Source organism: Pantoea sp. JK (assembly GCF_026130245.1).
GTDB classification, from domain to species: Bacteria; Pseudomonadota; Gammaproteobacteria; order Enterobacterales; family Enterobacteriaceae; genus Pantoea; species Pantoea trifolii.
Map to the genome: position 1 here is coordinate 98,655 of NZ_JAINFN010000006.1, position 20,490 is coordinate 119,144.

General features: G+C 53.8%; 19 protein-coding genes. 12 read left to right on the forward strand and 7 right to left on the reverse strand.

The features are described 5' to 3' along the window. Nucleotides 1–10: 10 nt before the first annotated feature. Nucleotides 11–964 carry a DMT family transporter gene (locus tag PanJK_RS14545; RefSeq protein ID WP_265300669.1) on the forward strand — a complete coding sequence of 318 codons (954 nt, stop codon included), beginning with the start codon at nucleotides 11–13 and terminating at the stop codon, nucleotides 962–964. 931 nt (nucleotides 965–1,895) lie between these two features. Here PanJK_RS14545 and PanJK_RS14550 read toward each other — a convergent pair. After that, nucleotides 1,896–2,291 carry an IS3 family transposase gene (locus tag PanJK_RS14550; protein ID WP_008109970.1) on the reverse strand — a complete coding sequence of 132 codons (396 nt, stop codon included), beginning with the start codon at nucleotides 2,289–2,291 and terminating at the stop codon, nucleotides 1,896–1,898. 526 nt (nucleotides 2,292–2,817) lie between these two features. On the opposite strand from PanJK_RS14550, the gene PanJK_RS14555 reads away from it, so the two are divergent. Both PanJK_RS14555 and PanJK_RS14560 read left to right on the forward strand, forming a co-directional pair. Then, nucleotides 2,818–4,074, forward strand: coding sequence for a polysaccharide biosynthesis C-terminal domain-containing protein (locus tag PanJK_RS14555; protein ID WP_008109971.1), 1,257 nt, complete (start codon nucleotides 2,818–2,820; stop codon nucleotides 4,072–4,074). A gap of 8 nt (nucleotides 4,075–4,082) precedes the next feature. After that, the gene (locus PanJK_RS14560) at nucleotides 4,083–5,033 is read left to right on the forward strand and encodes an ATP-grasp fold amidoligase family protein (RefSeq protein WP_008109972.1); all 951 of its coding nucleotides are present in this window, start codon (nucleotides 4,083–4,085) and stop codon (nucleotides 5,031–5,033) included. A 56-nt stretch (nucleotides 5,034–5,089) separates the two neighbouring features. Here PanJK_RS14560 and PanJK_RS14565 read toward each other — a convergent pair whose 3' ends face one another. After that, nucleotides 5,090–5,371: a YjcB family protein gene (locus PanJK_RS14565; RefSeq protein WP_008109973.1), complete on the reverse strand. Its 282-nt coding sequence runs from the start codon at nucleotides 5,369–5,371 to the stop codon at nucleotides 5,090–5,092. A gap of 254 nt (nucleotides 5,372–5,625) precedes the next feature. Further along, on the reverse strand, nucleotides 5,626–6,057 hold the full coding sequence (soxS, locus tag PanJK_RS14570) for a superoxide response transcriptional regulator SoxS (RefSeq protein WP_036649992.1): 432 nt from the start codon (nucleotides 6,055–6,057) through the stop codon (nucleotides 5,626–5,628). Nucleotides 6,058–6,155: 98 nt separating this feature from the next. Here soxS and soxR point away from each other — a divergent pair, with 98 nt between their 5' ends. The 4 genes from soxR (at nucleotide 6,156) to PanJK_RS14590 (ending at nucleotide 10,738) form a co-directional block, all read left to right on the forward strand. Next, on the forward strand, nucleotides 6,156–6,632 hold the full coding sequence (gene soxR, locus PanJK_RS14575; RefSeq protein ID WP_008109977.1) for a redox-sensitive transcriptional activator SoxR: 477 nt from the start codon (nucleotides 6,156–6,158) through the stop codon (nucleotides 6,630–6,632). A 43-nt stretch (nucleotides 6,633–6,675) separates the two neighbouring features. Further along, nucleotides 6,676–7,341 carry a glutathione S-transferase family protein gene (locus tag PanJK_RS14580; protein WP_265300675.1) on the forward strand — a complete coding sequence of 222 codons (666 nt, stop codon included), beginning with the start codon at nucleotides 6,676–6,678 and terminating at the stop codon, nucleotides 7,339–7,341. 258 nt (nucleotides 7,342–7,599) lie between these two features. Then, complete coding sequence (locus tag PanJK_RS14585) at nucleotides 7,600–8,949, forward strand: NCS2 family permease (protein ID WP_265300677.1); 1,350 nt, start codon at nucleotides 7,600–7,602, stop codon at nucleotides 8,947–8,949. Between the two features lie 139 nt (nucleotides 8,950–9,088). Then, nucleotides 9,089–10,738 carry a Na+/H+ antiporter gene (locus PanJK_RS14590; protein ID WP_256698164.1) on the forward strand — a complete coding sequence of 550 codons (1,650 nt, stop codon included), beginning with the start codon at nucleotides 9,089–9,091 and terminating at the stop codon, nucleotides 10,736–10,738. 65 nt (nucleotides 10,739–10,803) lie between these two features. Here the strand turns inward: PanJK_RS14590 and PanJK_RS14595 are convergent, their stop codons facing one another. Then, a complete protein-coding gene (locus tag PanJK_RS14595) occupies nucleotides 10,804–11,706 on the reverse strand; it encodes a LysR family transcriptional regulator (RefSeq protein ID WP_265300680.1) in 903 nt (300 codons plus the stop codon). A 104-nt stretch (nucleotides 11,707–11,810) separates the two neighbouring features. Here PanJK_RS14595 and PanJK_RS14600 point away from each other — a divergent pair, with 104 nt between their 5' ends. The 4 genes from PanJK_RS14600 to PanJK_RS14615 all read left to right on the forward strand — a co-directional run bounded on the left by PanJK_RS14600 (nucleotide 11,811) and on the right by PanJK_RS14615 (nucleotide 14,234). Continuing rightward, the gene (locus PanJK_RS14600) at nucleotides 11,811–12,233 is read left to right on the forward strand and encodes a CidA/LrgA family protein (protein ID WP_256698167.1); all 423 of its coding nucleotides are present in this window, start codon (nucleotides 11,811–11,813) and stop codon (nucleotides 12,231–12,233) included. Then, entirely contained in the window at nucleotides 12,226–12,921 is a 696-nt protein-coding gene (locus tag PanJK_RS14605) for an LrgB family protein (RefSeq protein WP_256698168.1), read from the forward strand. The genes PanJK_RS14600 and PanJK_RS14605 overlap by 8 nt, the downstream gene beginning before the upstream one ends. 85 nt (nucleotides 12,922–13,006) lie before the next feature. After that, nucleotides 13,007–13,549 (forward strand): YfaZ family protein, encoded by a 543-nt coding sequence (locus tag PanJK_RS14610; protein ID WP_265300683.1) that lies wholly within the window; start codon nucleotides 13,007–13,009, stop codon nucleotides 13,547–13,549. Between the two features lie 139 nt (nucleotides 13,550–13,688). After that, the gene (locus PanJK_RS14615) at nucleotides 13,689–14,234 is read left to right on the forward strand and encodes a YfaZ family outer membrane protein (protein WP_008109987.1); all 546 of its coding nucleotides are present in this window, start codon (nucleotides 13,689–13,691) and stop codon (nucleotides 14,232–14,234) included. 167 nt (nucleotides 14,235–14,401) lie between these two features. Here the strand turns inward: PanJK_RS14615 and actP are convergent, their stop codons facing one another. The 3 genes from actP to acs form a co-directional block, all read right to left on the reverse strand. Next, the gene (gene actP / locus PanJK_RS14620) at nucleotides 14,402–16,054 is read right to left on the reverse strand and encodes a cation/acetate symporter ActP (RefSeq protein ID WP_265300686.1); all 1,653 of its coding nucleotides are present in this window, start codon (nucleotides 16,052–16,054) and stop codon (nucleotides 14,402–14,404) included. Further along, entirely contained in the window at nucleotides 16,051–16,377 is a 327-nt protein-coding gene (locus PanJK_RS14625) for a DUF485 domain-containing protein (protein WP_256698171.1), read from the reverse strand. The genes actP and PanJK_RS14625 overlap by 4 nt, the downstream gene beginning before the upstream one ends. A gap of 173 nt (nucleotides 16,378–16,550) precedes the next feature. After that, entirely contained in the window at nucleotides 16,551–18,506 is a 1,956-nt protein-coding gene (gene acs, locus PanJK_RS14630; protein ID WP_265300689.1) for an acetate--CoA ligase, read from the reverse strand. 581 nt (nucleotides 18,507–19,087) lie between these two features. Here acs and gltP point away from each other — a divergent pair. Then, complete coding sequence (gene gltP / locus PanJK_RS14635; protein WP_007888562.1) at nucleotides 19,088–20,389, forward strand: glutamate/aspartate:proton symporter GltP; 1,302 nt, start codon at nucleotides 19,088–19,090, stop codon at nucleotides 20,387–20,389. The last annotated feature ends 101 nt before the right edge of the window (nucleotides 20,390–20,490 follow it).

A 20,490-nucleotide genomic window follows, 5' to 3' on the forward strand; every position in this document is an offset into this window, starting at 1 on the left:
GGAAGAGTTTATGTTTGCTGGAATACTGTTTGCGCTGGCAGCGGGATTGATGTGGGGATTGATCTTTGTGGGTCCGCTGCTGATACCGGATTATCCGGGCCCCTTACAATCCGCCGGTCGCTACGTTGCCTTTGGATTGGTTGTATTGCCGCTGGCCTGGCTGGATCGCCGTCGTTTGCGTCAGTTGGCGCGCAAAGATTGGATTGAAGCACTGAAGCTGTCGCTGATTGGCAATTTGCTTTATTACGCGTTTCTCGCCAGCGCGATTCAGCGCACCGGCGCACCCATTTCGACCATGATTATCGGCACCTTGCCGGTGGTGATTACCGTGACGGCCAATCTCTGTTATGGCCATCTTGAAGGGCGTTTGCCGTGGCGCAAACTGACGCCAGCTTTGCTGATTATTGCCGCAGGCTTGGCTTGCGTGAATGCCGCCGAACTTCAGACGCAAGGTCCCGATTTTGATTGGTCGCGCTATCTCACCGGTTTAGGGTTAGCGGTTCTGGCGGTGGCATGCTGGACATGGTATCCGCTGCGTAATGGTTTATGGTTGCGCGCGCACCCTCAGCATAAGCCATCCAGCTGGGCGACGGCACAAGGTTTGGTGACGCTGCCGCAGGCGTTGGTGTTCTATCTATTGGTCTGCGTACAGCTCCACTGGCAACAACCTGCGTTTGCGCTGCCCTTCGGGCCGCAGCCGCAACGCTTTCTATTATTAATGTTAGGTATCGGGCTGATCTGCTCATGGCTGGGCACACTTTGCTGGAATGCTGCCAGCCAACGCGTACCAACGGTGATCATGGGGCCGCTGATTGTGTTCGAAACCTTAGCCGGATTGCTGTGGACATTCCTGTGGCGACAAAGCTGGCCGCCGCTGTTAACTGCGGTCGGCATTGGCTGTTTGATTGTTGGCGTAATCTACGCAATGCGCATTAAACCTCAGCCGCATATTACAGCGGTATAAGTCATCAATGAGCGCTGCTGAAAAACATTTCGGCAGCGTACTCCGCTGTATTTTAAGAATTTGACCAACCTCTTTCACACCTCTAATCCCGCTTTCTGACGCTGACCAGGCCGTCGATATAACTTTTCGGCTTATTTCAGCCGCTTTTTCAGCCCTGATTTGTCATAAACAGACATGTCGCTGCGTCCCGCGCGACAGTGTTTGGCCGTATGAAGGCGCACTAAACCTTCATTAATCTTCGTTCTTCCTGGCTATAGCGGGCCCTAAAGTGGAAAAAACCGGCGCGTTAAGGCGGAAAAACATGCATCTAACCTACCGTTTATTGCCGTTTGGCACTGAAGATTGGCACTCGAAAGCCACTTTTTGCTTAAGGGAATAGGGCGATGTTAAGAAAGATTCCATTAATCTTTGGCAAAAAACCATTAAGCGTAACGATGAATAGGGTGCAGTAATTTAACTTATCCCCCACTTTTTGGCTGTTATTGTTTAGGCTCGATAACCTTTCTTATCAGGGTTATTCCTGGCGGCTTGATAAGGAATGCTGGTCTACGCGCGTCAACCGAATGATGAATGAATTCAGGAGTAGGTCCAGTTAATAACAGAGGTTATGTGTGAACGGTTACACACCGTTGTTCATTAATGCTTAACAGAATTGTCTGCATTCAGGGCTGATGATTAATGTTGGTAAAGTAATAATTGAAGCGCCAATCTCACCGAAATGAGATTGGACTTCGTTTGAATGGCTTGAATAGAGAGACTTTTGCTGATGTGAATCTATTTTACCGCAAAAAAGGAAGCAATTCCGCGATGGTATTCATCAGGAAAAATTGGAGCGAATTGTTATGTTGTGAACGCCGTATTAAATGATCTTCATATCTTCTGGTAAGAACAAATCTCAGCATTAAGTCAAATAACATCGGCCTTAATGGTGTTAGCGATTATCTGTTCCTGCAGGATAATGATAAACGCTACGGCTAATATCCAGTAAACGACAGCTACGACGGGTACCTATGTCGAATGTCGTTTGCAGAAAGTTAACCGCCTGACGCTTTTCATTCGTGGTAAAGAAGTTTTTCAATACGCTTTGCAGCATCTCTTTATCGGAACTCAGAGATTGCAGTTCACGCGTGAGGTTAAGAAGCTGATCTTCCAACTCCTTGATTTTGCGACCTTCCTCGGAAGAGAGCCCAGAAAACTTCTTCTTCCAGCTATAGAAAGTGGCCTCGGAAATGCCAAGCTCCTCACAAATCTCCCTGACTTTCACTCCCGTTTCAGAAGCTTTAATGGCATTTGTGATTTGCTCTTCGCTATATCGTGACTTTCTCATAAATGCTATTACCTTTCTTATCAATTAGTGGATGAGAATTACTGTATTAATATCTGGCACTGCAAAAACACTATTAATTCAGTATTAAAGTGCGCGATTTGAATTGCGAGGGTTAAATTAAGATATTTAGAAGAAATATCATCATGGGATAAATCTTATTTTATTCCGAATGGCATTGAACGCCTTCCTGGCTTTAGGTTTTTGATATAAATTCTCTCCATCCCAAATGCAGAAAAATACTACATTCATTGGAAAATCGGCATAAACCACTTGCAGAAATGTCAGGGTGTGCCAGTAAACCTTTGCTTAGAATTTAAGCTGAAATCGTTTACATCCACCGAGTTTCGCACCGGATATAATCGGAATTTTCCTGAATATAATTCCTAATTGCTGACGCGAGTCTCATTTTTCGGACCAGTTTGGTTTGAAGTTAATAAATTAAGTCAGGCCCACTGAGCGCTTGTTAATTCATTTCAAGGACGTTGTACCGAAAGTTGTTGTAGTTCGTAATACTAAGGATCAGTCAATGAAATTGAGCGTAATGTCTAATGCCGCCTGGATGATGTCTGAAAAGATCGTCTCCGTGTTCGGCGTCATATTTGTGACCTCCTACGTGGCAAAATCCTTTGGTCCAACCATCTTTGGCCAAATGGCGTTTTCGACCTCGCTGTTTTCCATGGTGCAGACCGTGGCGATTTTCGGTACGGAAACCATTCTGTTTAAACGTATCAGTAAGAGTGCGCCGAAAGGGCTGCGCCTGATGACCGTAGCGCGCAACATGCGCATGGTTTTGCTGTTGCTCACATCGCTGCCCGTCTTGATTTGGGTCTGGTACAACATGCAGGAAAACTTCCTCGCCTTTGCACTGGCCTCGTTTATCTCTTCGGTTTTCGTGACGCAGGACACCTTCAGTGTCTACAACAATGCGCGCTTAGCGTCGCGACTGAACACCATCGCCAACTCTGTCGGTTTGCTGCTGGGCTTCAGCTTAAGTTTTGCCATTGCCTGGCTGCACCTCAATCCGCTGTGGCTGACAGTATCGATTGTCGCCGTCACGCTGGTGCCGTATGTGATTAAGCGTTTTAACTTTTACCGCGAAAATCAGGACGTGGCGCCGCCGCAGGATAAGCGCAACACCTATCTGCGCTATTTGCTGTACGCCGGATTACCGCTGGCCATCTCCAGCATCTTTATCTCGGTGCAGGTGAAAGCGGCACAGATGTTCCTGGCGGGCATCGCCTCGGCGCGCGATCTCGGGCTGTTTGCCGCCGCCAATACCATTTCGGCCTCCTGGATTTTTATCCCGGTCGCCATCATCACTTCCTGCTTTTCGGAAATCTTCCGCGAGCGTGGAGAAGCCGCCATCAAGCTGACAGCACGGCTTAATGGTTATGTCATGGGTGTTTCATTGTTGTTGTTAGCGGTGATCGCAATGTACGGCGAAAAAATCATCATCGCTTTATATGGTCACGAGTACACACAGTCAGGAAGTCTCATTACGTTGTTGTCGTTAGCGACCTGCTTTTCGGCGATGGGGACCGTAGCGTATCGCTACATGGTCAAAGAAGGCGGGTTTAATTATCTGTTGAAGAAAATTGTTTGCCTGATGGTGATCAGCTTGCCGCTGTCGTGGTGGCTGATCCAGGGCTACGGCATCATGGGTGCCGCATGGAGCGTTTTCATCTCAGAATTGCTGTCTCTTACCGTAATGAATTACTTCTTCAAAAACGGCGTCATCCAAAAAATCCAGGTTTCCTCACTCAACTACAAAACCTACAAATGAGGTCAGATATGCTCAAGTTGAAAGATGAACTCAGAAGAAGCGTGCAGTACTTCATCAAGAAGATGCCCTGGGCATACCAGGATCGTATCTACTATTTTCATAAGTTCCGCAAACTGCCCAATTTGCGTGAGCCGAAAGTGTTTAACGAGAAGGTGCTGTACCGCAAATTCATCCATGGCGATTATCAGATGTATGGTCGTCTGTCGGACAAATATTCGGTGCGCGAATATATCGCCGAGAAAGTGGGCAGCGAATACCTGATCCCGCTGGTGTACGAGACCAGCGATCCCAGCTCTTTGCACACGCTGCCGAGCTGGAAAAATACCGTTATCAAGCCGAATCACGCCTCTAACATGGTGGAGATTTTGCTGGAAGAGCCGGATGCCCTGAAGAAGCAGCAGATTATTAGCGACTGCCATCGCTGGCTGAAGACCGATTTCGCCAACGAAGCGCGCGAGATTCACTATCGCTACATCAAGCCGCGCATTCTGGTGGAGCAGTACATTGGCGATGGTAAATCGGCGCCGATTGACTACAAGTTCCACATGTTCAACAAGCGCGACGGCAGCTTTGAGTATGTGTTGCAGGTAATCTACAACCGCTGCAATCCGCTGTTGTCGATGAACTTTTACGTCAACAACCTCAACGAGGCGTATCATAAAATTCGTGATACCGGTCTGGACGTGACGCCGCAAATGGCCTCGTTGCAGCACGCGTTGGCGTTGAGTAAAAAGCTGGCGAGTGATTTCGATTATGTGCGCGTGGATTGGTACATCGATAAAGAACAGATCTACTTCGGCGAGTTGACCTTTACGCCAGGCGCGGGTTTGGTGACCGGTCTGGATCGCGGGCTCAATCAGATGATGGGTGATATGTGGATTCAGGATCGTCGCGGTACGAAGATACCGGGCATCACGGTGACGGAAGTAACCATTCCTGCCGTATTGAAGAAAATTTAAGTATCACACAGCAAAATAAAAAACCCCGCTTCGGCGGGGTTTTTTATTGGCGGCGATTAAGGCATTGGCCAATCGGTTGGCGTCTGGCTCATCACTTCAATAAAGGCGTTTTTGGAGATTTCCATGAAGTTATGCAGATTCTCCATGCTCAGCGTGATACCGAGCAGGCCGGTGACAAACCAGCAAGACATGCCCACGCCAATACCACCGCACAGCAGCGCCATCACGTGATGACTGTTCTGACGCAGTCGAATTTTCATGGTGCTGGCGAAGAACATCATTACCGCACTCAGGAGTTCCCAGCGCATAACAATTAAACTGGTGGTTAAGGTGGCCATCTGCAAAAACCTCTTAGAATCAGTGATATCCCCGACATTCAATCGACATCACTGGCGGCGAAGAAGGAAGGTCAGGGAAGTCCTTCAGGCCGTCTTACTGAATACAGGAAAGTGTGACTTGGCTCACATTATATCACTCGATTTTAAATTTTGAACAAAATTTATACCTGGTATGGTAGAAAGATTTTTATCGAACTGGAGGCTGAAGCAGGCAGGAAAAGCGAGGTGCGCCCGCAAGGGGCGCGCAGTAAAGGTTAGCTAACCGGGCAGCACTCGCCGGTTGTACGCTGGGCAAAACTGGTCATGTTGTTGTCTGCACAGTCAAAACTGAGCAAGCGTGGACGCTGAATCATCGCCTGGCGACGCATGGTGTGACGATAAGCGGTAGGCGTTTGTGAGAACTGACGGCGGAACACGCGCGAGAAAGTCTGCTGCGAGTCATAACCGTATTGCATCGCGATATCGAACACCGGACGCTGAGTTTGGCGCAGCGCTTCAGCGGCCAGCGTCAGACGACGTTCGCGAATATAGCCACCCAGCGTTTGTTTCGTGACGGCACGGAACATACGCTGCAGGTGCCATTTTGAGTAACCTGATTTTGCCGCGACTTCATCAATAGACAGCGCTTTATCCAGATTCTGATCGATCCAGTTGGACAGCGAATGAATGATTTCCTGTTGCATCATAGCCTCATCCTTCTGATGTTGTTTGCCTGGTGAGAAATTCGAAGTTTTGCTGGGGTGCGAGTATAATTCCTCAAGTTAACTTGAGGTAAAGGCCCTAAATGAAAAAAGAACGCAATTACCCGAAGCCGGTTTTAACGCCGGGTGAAGTGGCGAAGCGCAGCGGTGTGGCGGTGTCGGCGCTGCACTTCTATGAGACCAAAGGATTGATTTTCAGCTCGCGCAACGGCGGCAATCAACGTCGCTACAGCCGTGACGTGCTGCGTCGCGTGGCCATAATCAAAATTGCGCAACGCATCGGCATTCCGCTGGCGACGGTGAGCGACAGCCTGACACATGTGCCGGCCAATAAGCGCATGTCGACGCAGGAGTGGGACGCGTTGACGCAACACTGGCGCGAGGAGCTGGATAAACGCATCGAAACCCTGACGCGCCTGCGTAACGATCTGGATGGCTGCATTGGCTGCGGCTGTTTATCGATGCGCGATTGCCCGCTACGCAATCCGGGTGACCGCCTGGGCGAGCAAGGTTCGGGTGCGGTGCTACTCGATCCGGAACAAGACGAGCAAAAACGCTGATCGACTATACTTGGCGGAACACTTTTACCGGCAAGGAAACCGTATGATCACCGTTCACCATCTGGAAAACTCCCGCTCGCATCGCGTGTTATGGCTACTGGAAGAGCTCGCGGTGCCTTACCAAATCAAACGCTATCAGCGTGAAAACACTCTGCTGGCACCCGATTCGTTAAAGAAAGTGCATCCGCTGGGTAAATCACCGGTGATTACCGACGGCAATCGCGTGATTGCCGAGTCGGGCGCGATTCTCGAATACCTCCAACTCAAATACGACAGCGAGCATCAGCTGGCGCTGAGCCATGAAGATGAACAGATTCAGGCGCGTTACTGGCTGCATTACGCGGAAGGATCGCTGATGCCGCTGCTGGTAATGAAGCTGGTGTTTGCGCAGTTTGGCAAAAAGCCGGTCCCGTGGCTGCTGCGTCCGGCGGGTATCGCGCTGAGCAAAGGGATTCAGAAAGCCTGGCTGAATAAGCAGCTGGCTTTGCACGGCAGCGTGATTGAAGAGCATCTTACGCAGCATCCATTTTTTGCCGGTTCACGTTTTAGTATCGCCGATGTGCAGATGAGCTTTCCGCTGCTGGCGCTGCAGTTGCGTGGTTCACTGCACGATATGCCCGCCACCGCCCGCTGGCTGGAAACCATGCAGCAGCGCGCTGCCTGGCAACGTGCAATCCAGCAGGGTGGTGAGATTGAGTTGAGCCGCTAAGTTCAGCCAGGTCGCCATGAATGGCGACCCTACGGGGCGAAAGCCTGGATTTATCCTGTCATGCCCGCGATTAGGAGTTGAAAACCCCATGGCAAACGCCAGATAATCGTTTGCCTTTTTTCCGCGTCCCCTTTTACGGCCTGGAATACGCGGCGACGTAAACGTTTGCCTGGATTTTCGTCATGAAAATCCGCCATCAGGGAACAGCAAACGTGCGCCGCGCGGCGACTCACATCACAAAAATATTGAGGAAGAATTATGTCTGGCGAATCGCGCCCGGCCAGTGGAAAACTGGACGCCTGGTTCAATATCTCTGCACGCGGCAGCAGCGTGCGTCAGGAAGTCTTGGCGGGTCTGACAACGTTTCTGGCGATGGTGTATTCCGTCATCGTGGTGCCCGGCATGCTGGGCAAAGCGGGCTTCTCGCCAACGGCGGTGTTCGTTGCCACCTGCTTAGTCGCTAGCTTTGGTTCGATTATCATGGGCTTGTGGGCCAACCTGCCAATGGCGATTGGTTGCGCCATCTCGCTGACAGCCTTCACCGCCTTCAGCCTGGTGCTTGGCCAGCACATCAGTGTGCCGGTGGCGCTTGGCGCAGTGTTCCTGATGGGCTTACTGTTCACGCTGATTTCGGTCACTGGTATCCGTGCGTGGATTCTGCGTAATTTGCCGATGGGCGTGGCGCACGGAACCGGTGTCGGTATCGGCTTGTTCCTGCTGCTGATCGCCGCTGACGGCATTGGTTTGGTGGTGAAAAACCCGGCTGCGGGTTTGCCGGTGGCGCTGGGTCAGTTCGCGTCGTTCCCGGTGATCATGTCGCTGGTTGGCCTGGCGGCTATTTTCGGTCTGGAAAAACGCCGCGTGCCAGGCGGTATTCTGCTGACCATCATCGCCATCTCGATTCTTGGCCTGATTTTCGATCCAGCAGTGACCTACCAAGGCCTGTTCGCCATGCCGAGCCTGAAGGATGCCAACGGGCAATCGGCGATGTTTAGCCTTGATATCATGGGCGCGCTGCAACCTGTGGTGCTGCCAAGCGTGCTGGCGCTGGTGATGACCGCAGTCTTTGATGCCACCGGCACCATTCGCGCGGTAGCAGGCCAGGCAAATCTGCTGGATAAAGAGGGGCAGATCATCAACGGCGGTCGTGCGCTGACCACCGATTCCGTCAGCAGCCTGTTCGCTGGTTTGGTTGGCGCTTCACCGGCTGCGGTCTACATCGAATCGGCGGCGGGCACGGCGGCGGGCGGTAAAACCGGTCTGACGGCGATTGTAGTGGGTTTACTGTTCCTGGTAATCCTATTTATGTCACCGCTAGCCTACCTGGTTCCCGCTTACGCGACGGCTCCAGCATTGATGTACGTTGGCCTGCTGATGCTGAGCAACGTGGCAAAAATCGACTTCAACGATTTCGTTGATGCGATGTCCGGCCTGCTGACCGCAGTGTTCATCGTGCTGACCTGCAACATTGTCACCGGCATCATGCTCGGCTTCGCTTCACTGGTGATTGGCCGCCTGTTTGCCGGCGAGTGGCGCAAGCTGAACGTTGGTACAGTGGTGATTGCTGTTGCGCTGGTGGCGTTCTATGCCGGTGGCTGGGCCATCTGACCTCAAAGTTGAATAATTCCAGGATTATTCGCTTTCTGCGCCACGCCGCACATCGGGTTGCCCCGCTGTGCGGCGTTTTGTTTTACACTTTCCCACGCAACAACATCGCTTTAATGAAATTGATTCGCCTAAGGAAAGCATGGAAATCTTCTTTACTATTCTCATCATGACGCTGGTGGTTTCACTCTCCAGCGTGGCGGCACGTATTCTGCCGTTTCAAATTCCCCTGCCGCTGGTACAAATTGCCGCCGGTGCACTGCTCGCGTTTCCCGTCTTCGGCCTGCATGTCGATTTTGATCCGGAACTGTTCCTCGTGCTGTTCATTCCACCGCTGCTGTTCGCAGATGGCTGGAAAACGCCGATTAACGAGTTCCTGCATCACGGTCGAGAAATCATGGGGCTGGCGCTGGTTCTGGTGCTGATCACCGTGGTCGGGATTGGCTACCTGATTTACTGGCTGGTGCCAGGCATTCCGCTGATTCCCGCCTTTGCGCTGGCGGCGGTGCTGTCGCCAACCGATGCCGTGGCGCTGTCCGGCATTGTCGGTGAAGGGCGCATCCCGAAAAAAATCATGTCGATTGTGCAGGGCGAAGCCCTGATGAACGACGCATCGGGTCTGGTATCGCTGAAGTTTGCCGTCGCGGTGGCGATGGGCACCATGGTGTTTACGTGGGGCGGCGCCAGCGTCGAGTTTCTCAAAGTGGCGGTCGGCGGTTTGGTTGCCGGTGTGGCGATATGCTGGCTGTATGGCCGCTCACTGCGTCTGCTAAGCCGCTGGAGCGGTGATGACCCGGCAACCCAAACCGTGCTGCTGCTGCTGTTACCGTTCGCCTCATACCTGATTGCGGAACACCTTGGCGTGTCGGGCATCCTCGCCGCCGTCGCCGCCGGTATGACCATCACGCGTTCCGGCATTATCCGCCAGGCACCGCTGGCGATGCGTCTGCGTGCGAACAGCGTGTGGCAGATGCTGGAGTTCGTGTTCAACGGCATGGTGTTCCTGATGCTCGGCCTGCAGCTGCCCGACATCCTTTCCACCTCGATTGCGCAGGCGCAAGCCGATCCCAACGTCGAACTGTGGATGCTGTTTACCGACGTTCTGTTGGTCTACGCCGCGCTGATGGTAGTGCGTTTCGGTTGGTTGTGGATCATGAAGCGCACCAGTATGCGTCTGCTGAAAAAGAAGCCGCTGGAGTTTACCAACTACTCGCTGCGTGAACTGCTGATTGCCTCTTTTGCCGGGGTACGCGGCGCCATCACGCTGGCCGGTGTGCTGTCGATTCCGCTGTTCCTCAGCAACGGCGATCCGTTCCCGGCGCGCTATGAATTGGTGTTCATCGCCACCGGGGTAATCCTGGTGTCACTGCTGGTGGGTGTGGTGATCTTGCCGATTCTGCTGCGTGACGTTGAGAGCATCGACAAGGTCGGCCATCGTCGTGAGATTCAGTTTGCGCGTGCTGCGATGGCGGGCGTGGCGATTGAGAGCCTGCATAAAATGGAGCAGCGTCTCGAAACCGACACCGAAGAGAACATCGATCCGGAACTGCTGAAAGAGGTTAGTTTGCGCGTGATTGGTAATCTGCGTCGCCGCGCGGAGGGCAAAAACGATATCGAACAGGCGCAATTTGCCGAAAACCTCGAACGTCGTTTCCGCCTCAATGCGCTGCGTGCCGAGCGTGCCGAGGTTTATCATCTGCGCGCTACGCAGGAGATCTCCAACGAGACGATGCAGAAACTGCTGCACGATCTCGATCTGCTGGAAGCGCTGCTGATAGAGAAAGAGGAATAGCAGCAAGCCAAACGTAGGGTCGCCATTCATGGCGACCTATCGACATTAATGCGCTGCGGCCGTTTTCACACCGACAGCCGCGGCGCACTATCCGGCCAATGTTCACGGCAACACTCAATCCACGCCTCGGCGCTGCGCGACAGATAACTGCCTTCGCGCCAAATCAACCCTAAACTCCACTGCAACTCCGATTCCAGCGGCAGCCACAGCAGCGATTGTTTATCCAACCGCTGACAAATGGGCTCCGGCAGAATCGCCAATCCCATGCCCGCCTGCACCATCGCGGCGAGAAAATCCCACTGCGCGCTACGCAACGCAATCGTCGGCGTCAGGTTCTGGCGTTGAAACGCTTTGCGGATCTGGCGATTCAGCGCGAACTCTTCATTGAGGATCAGCAGCGGATGTTCGGCTAACTCCGCCAAACCGACTGTGTGGTGATCGCGCCATTGTTCACTGCGCGGCAGCAGCACGCACAGCGGATGGTGCATCAGCTCCAGCGTATTGAGCGGCAGTTCTGGCTCAATCGGCAGCGCGGTGAGGGCGATATCCAGCGCGCCACTCAGTACCGCTTGCTGCGCCGTCAATCCACCGAACTCGGATATTTTCAGCTGTACGCCCGGATAACGGCGGCGAAAGGCGGAGATCGATCCGGCCATCTGCATGCCGACCATCGGCGGAATACCCAGCCGCAGCTCGCCGGTTTTCAACTGGTTAATGTCGCCCAACTGCGCTTCGAGCTGGTGGAATTCCTGCAGAATCACCAATCCGCGCTGGTAAACCGCCTGGCCGCTATCAGTAAGATGCAGTTTGCGACCTTCACGCAGCAGCAAGGTGCAGCCGAGCTCCTCTTCCAGCTGGCGCAGCATTTTACTAATGGTCGGCTGCGTCACGAACAGCTTCTCAGCGGCGCGGGTGAAGCTTTGCTGACGCACCACTTCAGTGAAGTAGCGCAGGGCGCGCACGTCCATAAACATTCCTTTTTGGCATAGTTTGAATGATTTTAATTCATTTCTTTCACAGTTTGCGGCGGATTTATACTGGACACCTCAATTCTTCCTCAGGGTACAAGACAATGATGGCATTAAGTCCGCGCAGAACGGATCTCCTGCAACGTACGTTTGTTCCGCTGCAGCTGGTGCTGTATGTCGGGTTGTTTATTTTTAGCGACAGGCTGGTGAGCTGGCTGCATCTGCCGCTGCCGGCCAATGTGGTTGGCATGGTGCTGCTGCTGGTGTTAATCATGACGCGCATCGTGCCGCTGCGCTGGGTGAAAGCCGGTGCTAACTGGCTGCTGGCGGAAATGCTGCTGTTCTTTATTCCGGCAGTGGTGGCGGTGGTGAACTACAGCGATTTGCTGCGCAGCGAAGGCTGGCGCATCTGCGTGGTGATTGGCGTCAGTACCTTGCTGGTGCTGGCTTCCACTTCACTGGTGGTCGATCGTTTATACCGCTTCGAACTGGCGCGCGCCGCGCGTAAGCAGGTGCATCATGAATGATCTGTTGATTAGCCTGCTGTGTCTGACGTTCACGCTGCTGGTCTATTACCTCAACAAGATTATCTATCGGCGCTGGCGCACGCTGCTATTGATGCCGCTGGTGTTGACGCCGCTGGTGCTGGTGGCGCTGCTGCTGCTCACTCATGTCAGCTGGAAAAATTACATCGCCGAAAGTCACTGGCTGATTTGGTTGCTCGGTCCGGCCACGCTGGCGTTTGCCGTGCCGGTGTATGAGAACCTCGACATCATCAAGCGCCACTGGCTGTCGCTCAGCGTAGGCGTGCTGACGGCCACGCTGGTGGCGGTATGCAGCTCGGTGTGGCTGGCGCGCTTGCTGACGCTGCCGGAAACCATCCAGCGCAGCCTGGCGGTACGCTCGATCACCACGCCGTTTGCGCTGGCAGCCGCGCAGCCGATTGGCGGCCAGCCGGATCTGGTGGCGCTGTTTGTGGTGATCACCGGCGTGTTTGGCATGGCGGTGGGTGATGTACTTTTTCTGCGTATCGCTATCAAACAAGGCGTCGCCAAAGGCGCGGGATTTGGCGCCGCATCACATGGCGCAGGTACCGCGCGCGCTTACCAACTCGGCCAGCAGGAAGGCGTGGTGTCCAGCCTGGTGATGATGCTGTCTGGCGTCGTGACGGTGATTCTGGCGCCGCTGCTGAACCATTTATTATGGGTGTCATAATGCCTTTGTTTTGAGTCATTGCTCATATTGCAACCACATCGCTTTGCTTATTGTTTGCCCGCTTAAACGATAAGGAAGCGAAAAAATGAAAAGTCAGTATTTTGCAATGGGGCTGCTGTTGGCCTCCGCTGGGGTAATCGCTCAGGAAATCGGCGTAAAGGGTGGTAGTGATTTCTTTGCTGCCGCAATCAATAGCCAAAAAACCGCGCCAGGCCTGCAATATGGGATTGAGTATGTGAATGCAAAACATCAGTCAGAATTAGTTGACGCGAATCTGGGATATGGTGTCGCTATGGGCGCACTGCGAATCATTCCTCGCGTAGGCGTGTTCTGGGCTGAGTTGAACCATGATAAATCCTCCAGCTTCGGGGCAAATGCAGGTATCCGTGCGATGGCTCCGCTGCCGCAAGCTAATCATACCTGGCTCTACCTCGATTTCAGCATGTCGCCAAATGTCGGCAATTATAACCTGGAGCACCTGCATCAGTTTGAGGCGGGAATTTACTACCAACCAGCCCACTGGTTAACGCTAAGTTCCGGTTACCGCTACTTGGGCAGTGGCTTGAGCAGTAATACTACTCATCGTTCGGTTGATGGTCTTTTTCTTGGCGCAGCCTGGCGTTTCTAGTCTTACAAATGGCCCCTCGGGGCCATCTTCCCCCCGCTGTAATCCATTTTTACGTAAAGCTTTCCAAATAATGTTGTCTCTCGTCGCCAGGCTGGTACCCTTGCCGCCGAATTAATTGTCCTTCATGGAGTGGAATCACATGTTAAAGCAACTTGTTACTGGAAGCGTTTTGGGTCTGGCACTGCTGAGCAGCGGCGCGCAGGCAATTGAGGGCAGTGTTGACGTGGGTGAGCATAGCACCAACCTGAACCTTGGCCTCGGCACCACTTCACCTGGCCTGTTCCTGAAAGGCAACTGGCTGCGCAGCGATCACGATGGCAGCACCTACGGCGCGGGCCTCGGCTATAACATCGACGTGGGCGATTTCCGCATTGCACCTACTGCGAAAGCGCTGTTCACCCATCCGGAAGATGGTCGTGATGGCTTCACCGTGGCAGTCGGTGGCGCAGCACAATACAGCTTCAACAGCATGTGGGGTCTGTACGGCGAATATTACTATGCGCCAGAAGCCTTCTCCGATCGTCTTGATAGCTACCAGGAAGCGTCGGGCGGCCTGAGCTTCACGCCGATCTCTCTACTGAACCTGCGTGTGGGTTATCAGTACATTGAGCTCAACAATAAAGGCAGCCGCAAAGATAACGTACTGGTCGATGGCCCGTACGTCGGCGCGTCACTGCGTTTCTAATCATCTGAATTAAAATGAAAAATGGCGGCCCAATGGGTCGCCATTTTTGTTTGGGTGCGGTCTGTCCCTCATCCCGGCCTTCTCCCGCAAGCGGGAGAAGGAGAAAAACGCGCCGATCGGTTCCCTCTCCCATTTATGGGAGAGGGTGAGGGGAAGCCAGCACGGACTTAATGCGATTTACCCTGGGAAATCCCAATCCCCGTCTGCGAGCGAATAAACTGCCCACGGAAGCGAGCACGTTCCTGCGCCCCGCGTGCTGAATGGTCGGTAATCGAGAACAGCCAGATGCCGATGAACGCCGCCAGCATTGAGAACAGCGCCGGATACTCATACGGATAAATCGGCTTCTCATGCCCCAACACCTGCACCCAAATCGTCGGGCCAAGGATCATCAGCAGCACCGCAGTAATCAGTCCCAGCCAACCGCCCACCATCGCGCCGCGCGTGGTCAGTTTCGACCAGTACATCGACAGCAAAATGATCGGGAAGTTACAGCTGGCAGCAATCGAGAACGCCAGGCCGACCATGAAAGCAATGTTCTGTTTCTCAAACAGAATCCCCAGCGCAATCGCCACCACGCCCAACACCAGCACGGTGATCTTCGAGATGCGCAGTTCATCGCGTTCCGTCGCCTTACCTTCGCGGATCACGCTGGCATAAAGATCGTGTGAAACCGCCGACGCGCCCGCCAGTGTTAAACCGGCCACCACCGCCAGAATGGTGGCGAAGGCCACCGCCGAGATAAAGCCGAGGAACAGGCTGCCGCCGACCGCATTCGCCAGATGCACCGCCGCCATATTGGTGCCGCCGAGCAATGCGCCGCTGGCGTCTTTGAAGGCGGGATTCGCTCCCACCAGCAAAATCGCGCCGAAGCCGATAATAAAGGTCAGGAAGTAGAAGTAGCCCATAAAGCCGGTGGCCCAGAACACGCTTTTACGCGCTTCACGCGCATCAGCCACGGTGAAGAAGCGCATCAGAATATGCGGCAAACCGGCGGTACCGAACATCAAACCAAGACCTAATGAGAGCGCCGAGATCGGATCTTTCACCAGCCCGCCAGGCTGCATAATCGCCGCGCCTTTCGGGTGCACCGCCATCGCTTCGGTGAACAGCGTATTGAAACTAAAGCCAACAGCTTTCATCACCATAATCGCCATAAAGCTGGCACCAAACAGCAGCAGCACCGCTTTGATGATCTGCACCCAGGTGGTCGCCAGCATGCCGCCGAACAGCACGTACAGCACCATCAAAATGCCGACCATCACCACCGCGATATGGTAGTCGAGGCCAAACAGCAGCTGGATCAGCTTACCGGCACCCACCATCTGCGCAATCAGATAGAGCGCCACCACCACCAGCGAGCCGCAAGCCGACAGCGTACGGATCGGTTTCTGCGCGAGGCGATAAGAGGCCACATCGGCGAAGGTATAGCGCCCGAGATTACGCAGCCGTTCGGCAATCAAAAACAGGATCATCGGCCAGCCGACGAGGAAGCCGAGCGAGTAGATCAGCCCGTCGTAACCCGAGGTGTAAACCAGAGCAGAAATACCGAGGAAGGAGGCGGCGGACATAAAGTCACCGGCGATGGCGAGGCCATTCTGGAATCCGGTGATATTGCCGCCTGCGGTGTAATAATCGCTGCGTGAGCGGGTACGTTTGGAAGCCCAATACGTGATGCCGAGTGTTGCCGCGACAAACACCACGAACATGATAATGGCTTCATAGTTGGTGGCTTGCCGTTGCACCGCGCCGGTAATGGCATCGGCGGCAAACACGCTGGCGGGCACTACCGCGAGAAATATTGAAAGCAGGCGCTTCATGATTTCACCTCGCTCAGGATCTGTTTGGTCAGACGATCAAACTCGCCGTTGGCGCGCCACACGTAGACGCCGGTCAGCACGAATGACATCACGATTAAACCGACACCAATCGGAATACCGCGCGTGACGTTAGTGCCGGCGTGCAGCGGCGTACCGAGCCAGCCGGGTGCGAAGGCGATCAACAGAATAAAGCCGATGTAGAGCACCAGCATGATCACGCTGAGCAGCAGCGCAAACGCCTGGCGCTTGTGCACCAGCTCATGAAAGCGCGGATTATTCTCGACTTGTTGCCAGACTGCTTCCTGTTCAGGGGTTTCGTTCATCACATTTTCTCCAGAGGCAAGGCAGACAGCAATCTCACAATAAAGTGATTTAACCATCTGAATATTCTAGTTATATAGGTTGTGCGATGGTGAAAAGCATACGGCGTAAGGTAAAGGTGACGGAGAGGAGCCTGCCGGGGACAGGCTGACACTCTCCGTCGGGTCAATGCCGCTTACGGCATTGAGATGGACTGTTTCTCCTCCAGCAATTTCTCTACCACGCCCGGATCGGCCAGCGTAGAGGTATCGCCGAGATTGCTGGTATCGCCGGCAGCGATTTTGCGCAGAATGCGACGCATAATCTTGCCGGAGCGGGTTTTTGGCAGCGAGTCGGTCCAGTGCAGCACATCCGGCGTGGCAATCGGGCCAATCTCTTTACGCACCCAGTTACGCACTTCGGTATACAGCTCTGGCGACGGCTCTTCACCGTGGTTGAGCGTGATATACGCGTAGATCGCCTGGCCTTTGATGCTGTGCGGAATGCCCACCACCGCCGCTTCGGCAATCTTCGGATGCGACACCAGCGCCGACTCAATTTCGGCGGTGCCAAGACGGTGACCGGAAACGTTCAGCACGTCATCGACGCGACCGGTGATCCAGTAATAACCCTCTTCATCACGGCGCGCGCCGTCACCGCTGAAGTAGCGATTTTTGAAGGTGGAGAAGTAGGTTTGCTCGAAACGATCGTGATCGCCATACAGCGTACGCGCCTGGCCTGGCCAGGAATCGACGATCACCAGGTTGCCTTCGGTCGCGCCCTCGAGCGGATTGCCTTCGTTATCCACCAGCGCAGGCTGCACGCCGAAGAATGGTTTGGTGGCGGAACCGGCTTTCAGTTCGGTCGCACCCGGCAATGGCGTGATCATGAAGCCGCCGGTTTCGGTTTGCCACCAGGTATCGACGATTGGGCAACGGCTGTCGCCAATCTTCTTGTAATACCACTCCCAGGCTTCCGGGTTGATCGGTTCACCCACCGAACCCATGATGCGCAGGCTGCTGCGATCGGTACCTTCAATCGCTTTATCACCTTCGGCCATCAGCGCGCGAATCGCGGTTGGCGCGGTATACAGCAGCGTCACCTTATGTTTATCCACCACTTCCGCCATGCGGCTCGGCTTCGGCCAGTTCGGCACGCCTTCAAACATCAGCGTGGTTGCGCCGCACGCCAGCGGACCGTATATCAGATAGCTGTGACCGGTGATCCACCCGACGTCGGCGGTACACCAGTAAACATCATCCGGATGATAATCAAACACGTACTTAAAGGTGCTGGCGGCATACACCAGATAACCGCCGGTGGTGTGCAGCACGCCTTTCGGCTTGCCGGTGGAGCCGGAGGTATAAAGGATAAACAGCGGATGTTCGGCATCAACAGCAACCGGCTGGTGCTGATCGCTGGCCTTCGCCATCAGATCGTGCCACCACAGATCGCGGCCTTCGCGCCAGCCGGTGTCTTTACCGGTGCGCTTAAACACCACCACATTTTTCACCGTGGTGACGTTGGGATTGTTCAGAGCATCATCGACGTTTTTCTTCAGCGGAATGCTGCGACCAGCACGCACGCCTTCATCGGCGGTGATGATCAGTTTGGCGTTGGAATCGACCACGCGTCCAGCAACCGCTTCCGGTGAGAAGCCACCGAAGATCACCGAGTGCACCGCGCCAATGCGCGCACAGGCCAGCATCGCCACGGCCGCTTCGGGCACCATCGGCATATAGATCGCGACCACGTCGCCTTTCTTCACTCCCAGGCTGCCGAGCACATTGGCAAAGCGGCAGACGTCCGCATGCAGTTCGCGGAAACTAATGGTTTTGCTTTCGCTGGCGTCGTCGCCTTCCCAGATGATGGCAGGATGGTCGCCACGCGTGGCCAAATGGCGATCAAGGCAGTTAGCGGCGAGGTTTAGCTCGCCATCTTCATACCAGCGAATGGAAATATTGCCGGGGGCAAAGGAGGTATTTTTCACTTTGCTGTAAGGCTTAATCCAGTCGAGGATTTTGCCTTGCTCACCCCAAAAGGTGTCGGGATCGTCAACCGATTGTTGATACAGCGCCGCATACTGATCGGCATTAATGAGAGCATTCGCTGCAATGGCAGCGGGTACGGGATGCTTGTGTATTTGGCTCATGGCTGACCTCCTTGAAGATGTTAATCATATGTCAATCAATGGTTAATTGAAGACCGCAACAGGGCTTTGTTTCTGTTTTGTAGTCTGGATCACGACCTGTTATCACCGCCAAATGCCTCACGAACGCAGAGTCAAAACGCCGCGCCATCAGTCCGATTTTCTGCTTTAAGCCTAAGAGATTTCTGGTTCTTCTGTGCAAATAATCAGCAAACGCGCCGGGCCGCTTTTTGCGCAATATTGCATAGCTATGCTGAAAATTATCGAATTAACACTTTTCATAACAGCGAGTTATAGCTGTTAACCTTTGTCAGCATTTTATGCTACTAACCTGAATAAGATTTGCGCTATCACGCCGGGGGTTGCATTTACCGTAGTGAAAATGGTACTTATCTCGGCCCTGTTCAGCAGGTATCAACTCAGACTGCATCACTCCGCAGGCGCAAAATGCCTGCACAGCTGTAACCGACGTAGTCATAAATAACCCTCTATTTTATCGGGCTTTTGCTCACTTCCCTGTGTGACATTTCTCCTGCACCTTCGCAGCAGAGCAAAGGGGTTTTTAACTGAGGAAATAACGCGTTATGAAAGGTTTTAAGTTCACCCTTGCATGGCAAATCCTCGTCGCGCTGATTTTGGGCGTGATTGTGGGAACCGTGCTGCATAATCAGCCCGACGATCGTGAATGGTTAATCACTAACATTCTGACGCCAGCGGGTGACATCTTTATTCATCTGATCAAGATGATTGTGGTACCGATTGTTATCTCCTCACTGATTGTCGGCATTGCTGGCGTGGGTGATGCGAAAAAGCTCGGACGTATTGGTGTCAAAACCATTATCTATTTTGAAGTGATCACCACCCTTGCCATTGTGGTCGGCATCACGCTGGCCAACGTATTCCAACCCGGCAGCGGCATTGATATGTCAACGCTGGCAACGGTGGACATCTCTAAATACGAAGCCACAACCGAAGCCGTTCAGGGCGCACCGCACGGTCTGGTCACCACCATTCTGTCGCTGATCCCGCAGAACATCTTCGCCTCGCTGGTGAAGGGCGACATGCTGCCGATTATCTTCTTCTCGGTGCTGTTTGGGATGGGCTTGTCGGCGTTGCCATCGGAACATCGCGATCCGCTGGTCACGGTATTCCGTTCGATTTCCGAAACCATGTTTAAAGTGACGCACATGATCATGCGTTACGCGCCAGTCGGCGTGTTTGCACTGATTGCGGTCACCATTGCGAACTTCGGTTTTGCTTCGCTCTATCCGCTCGCCAAGCTGGTGCTGCTGGTGTACGTAGCGATTCTGTTCTTTGCTTTCGTGGTGCTCGGCACGGTGGCGCGCTTCTGTAAGTTACGCATTACTACGCTGATGCGCATTCTGAAAGACGAGCTGATTCTTGCCTATTCCACCTCCAGCTCAGAAACCGTGCTGCCGCGCATCATGCAGAAGATGGAAGCCTACGGTGCGCCGAAAGCCATCACCAGCTTCGTAGTGCCAACCGGTTACTCGTTCAATCTCGACGGTTCAACCCTGTACCAGAGCATCGCGGCGATCTTTATTGCCCAGCTGTATGGCATCGACCTGTCGCTGACCGACGAGATTATTCTGGTACTGACGCTGATGGTGACCTCGAAAGGTATCGCTGGCGTACCGGGCGTCTCCTTCGTGGTGCTGCTGGCAACGCTGGGCAGCGTGGGCATTCCACTGGAAGGTCTGGCGTTTATCGCCGGTGTGGATCGCATCATGGACATGGCGCGCACCGCGCTGAACGTGATCGGTAACGCGCTGGCGGTGCTGGTGATTGCGCGCTGGGAAGACCAGTTCGACACCAAACAGGCCGCCGCCTATGAGCAGCAGCTGCGCACGCAAAGCGCCAGTTAATAACGTCGTAGGGTCGCGATTAATAGCGACCGCTACGCACTGAAACCCGCTTCGGCGGGTTTTTTTATGCCTGCTGTGGCAAAAGCAAAAAAATCACGCGC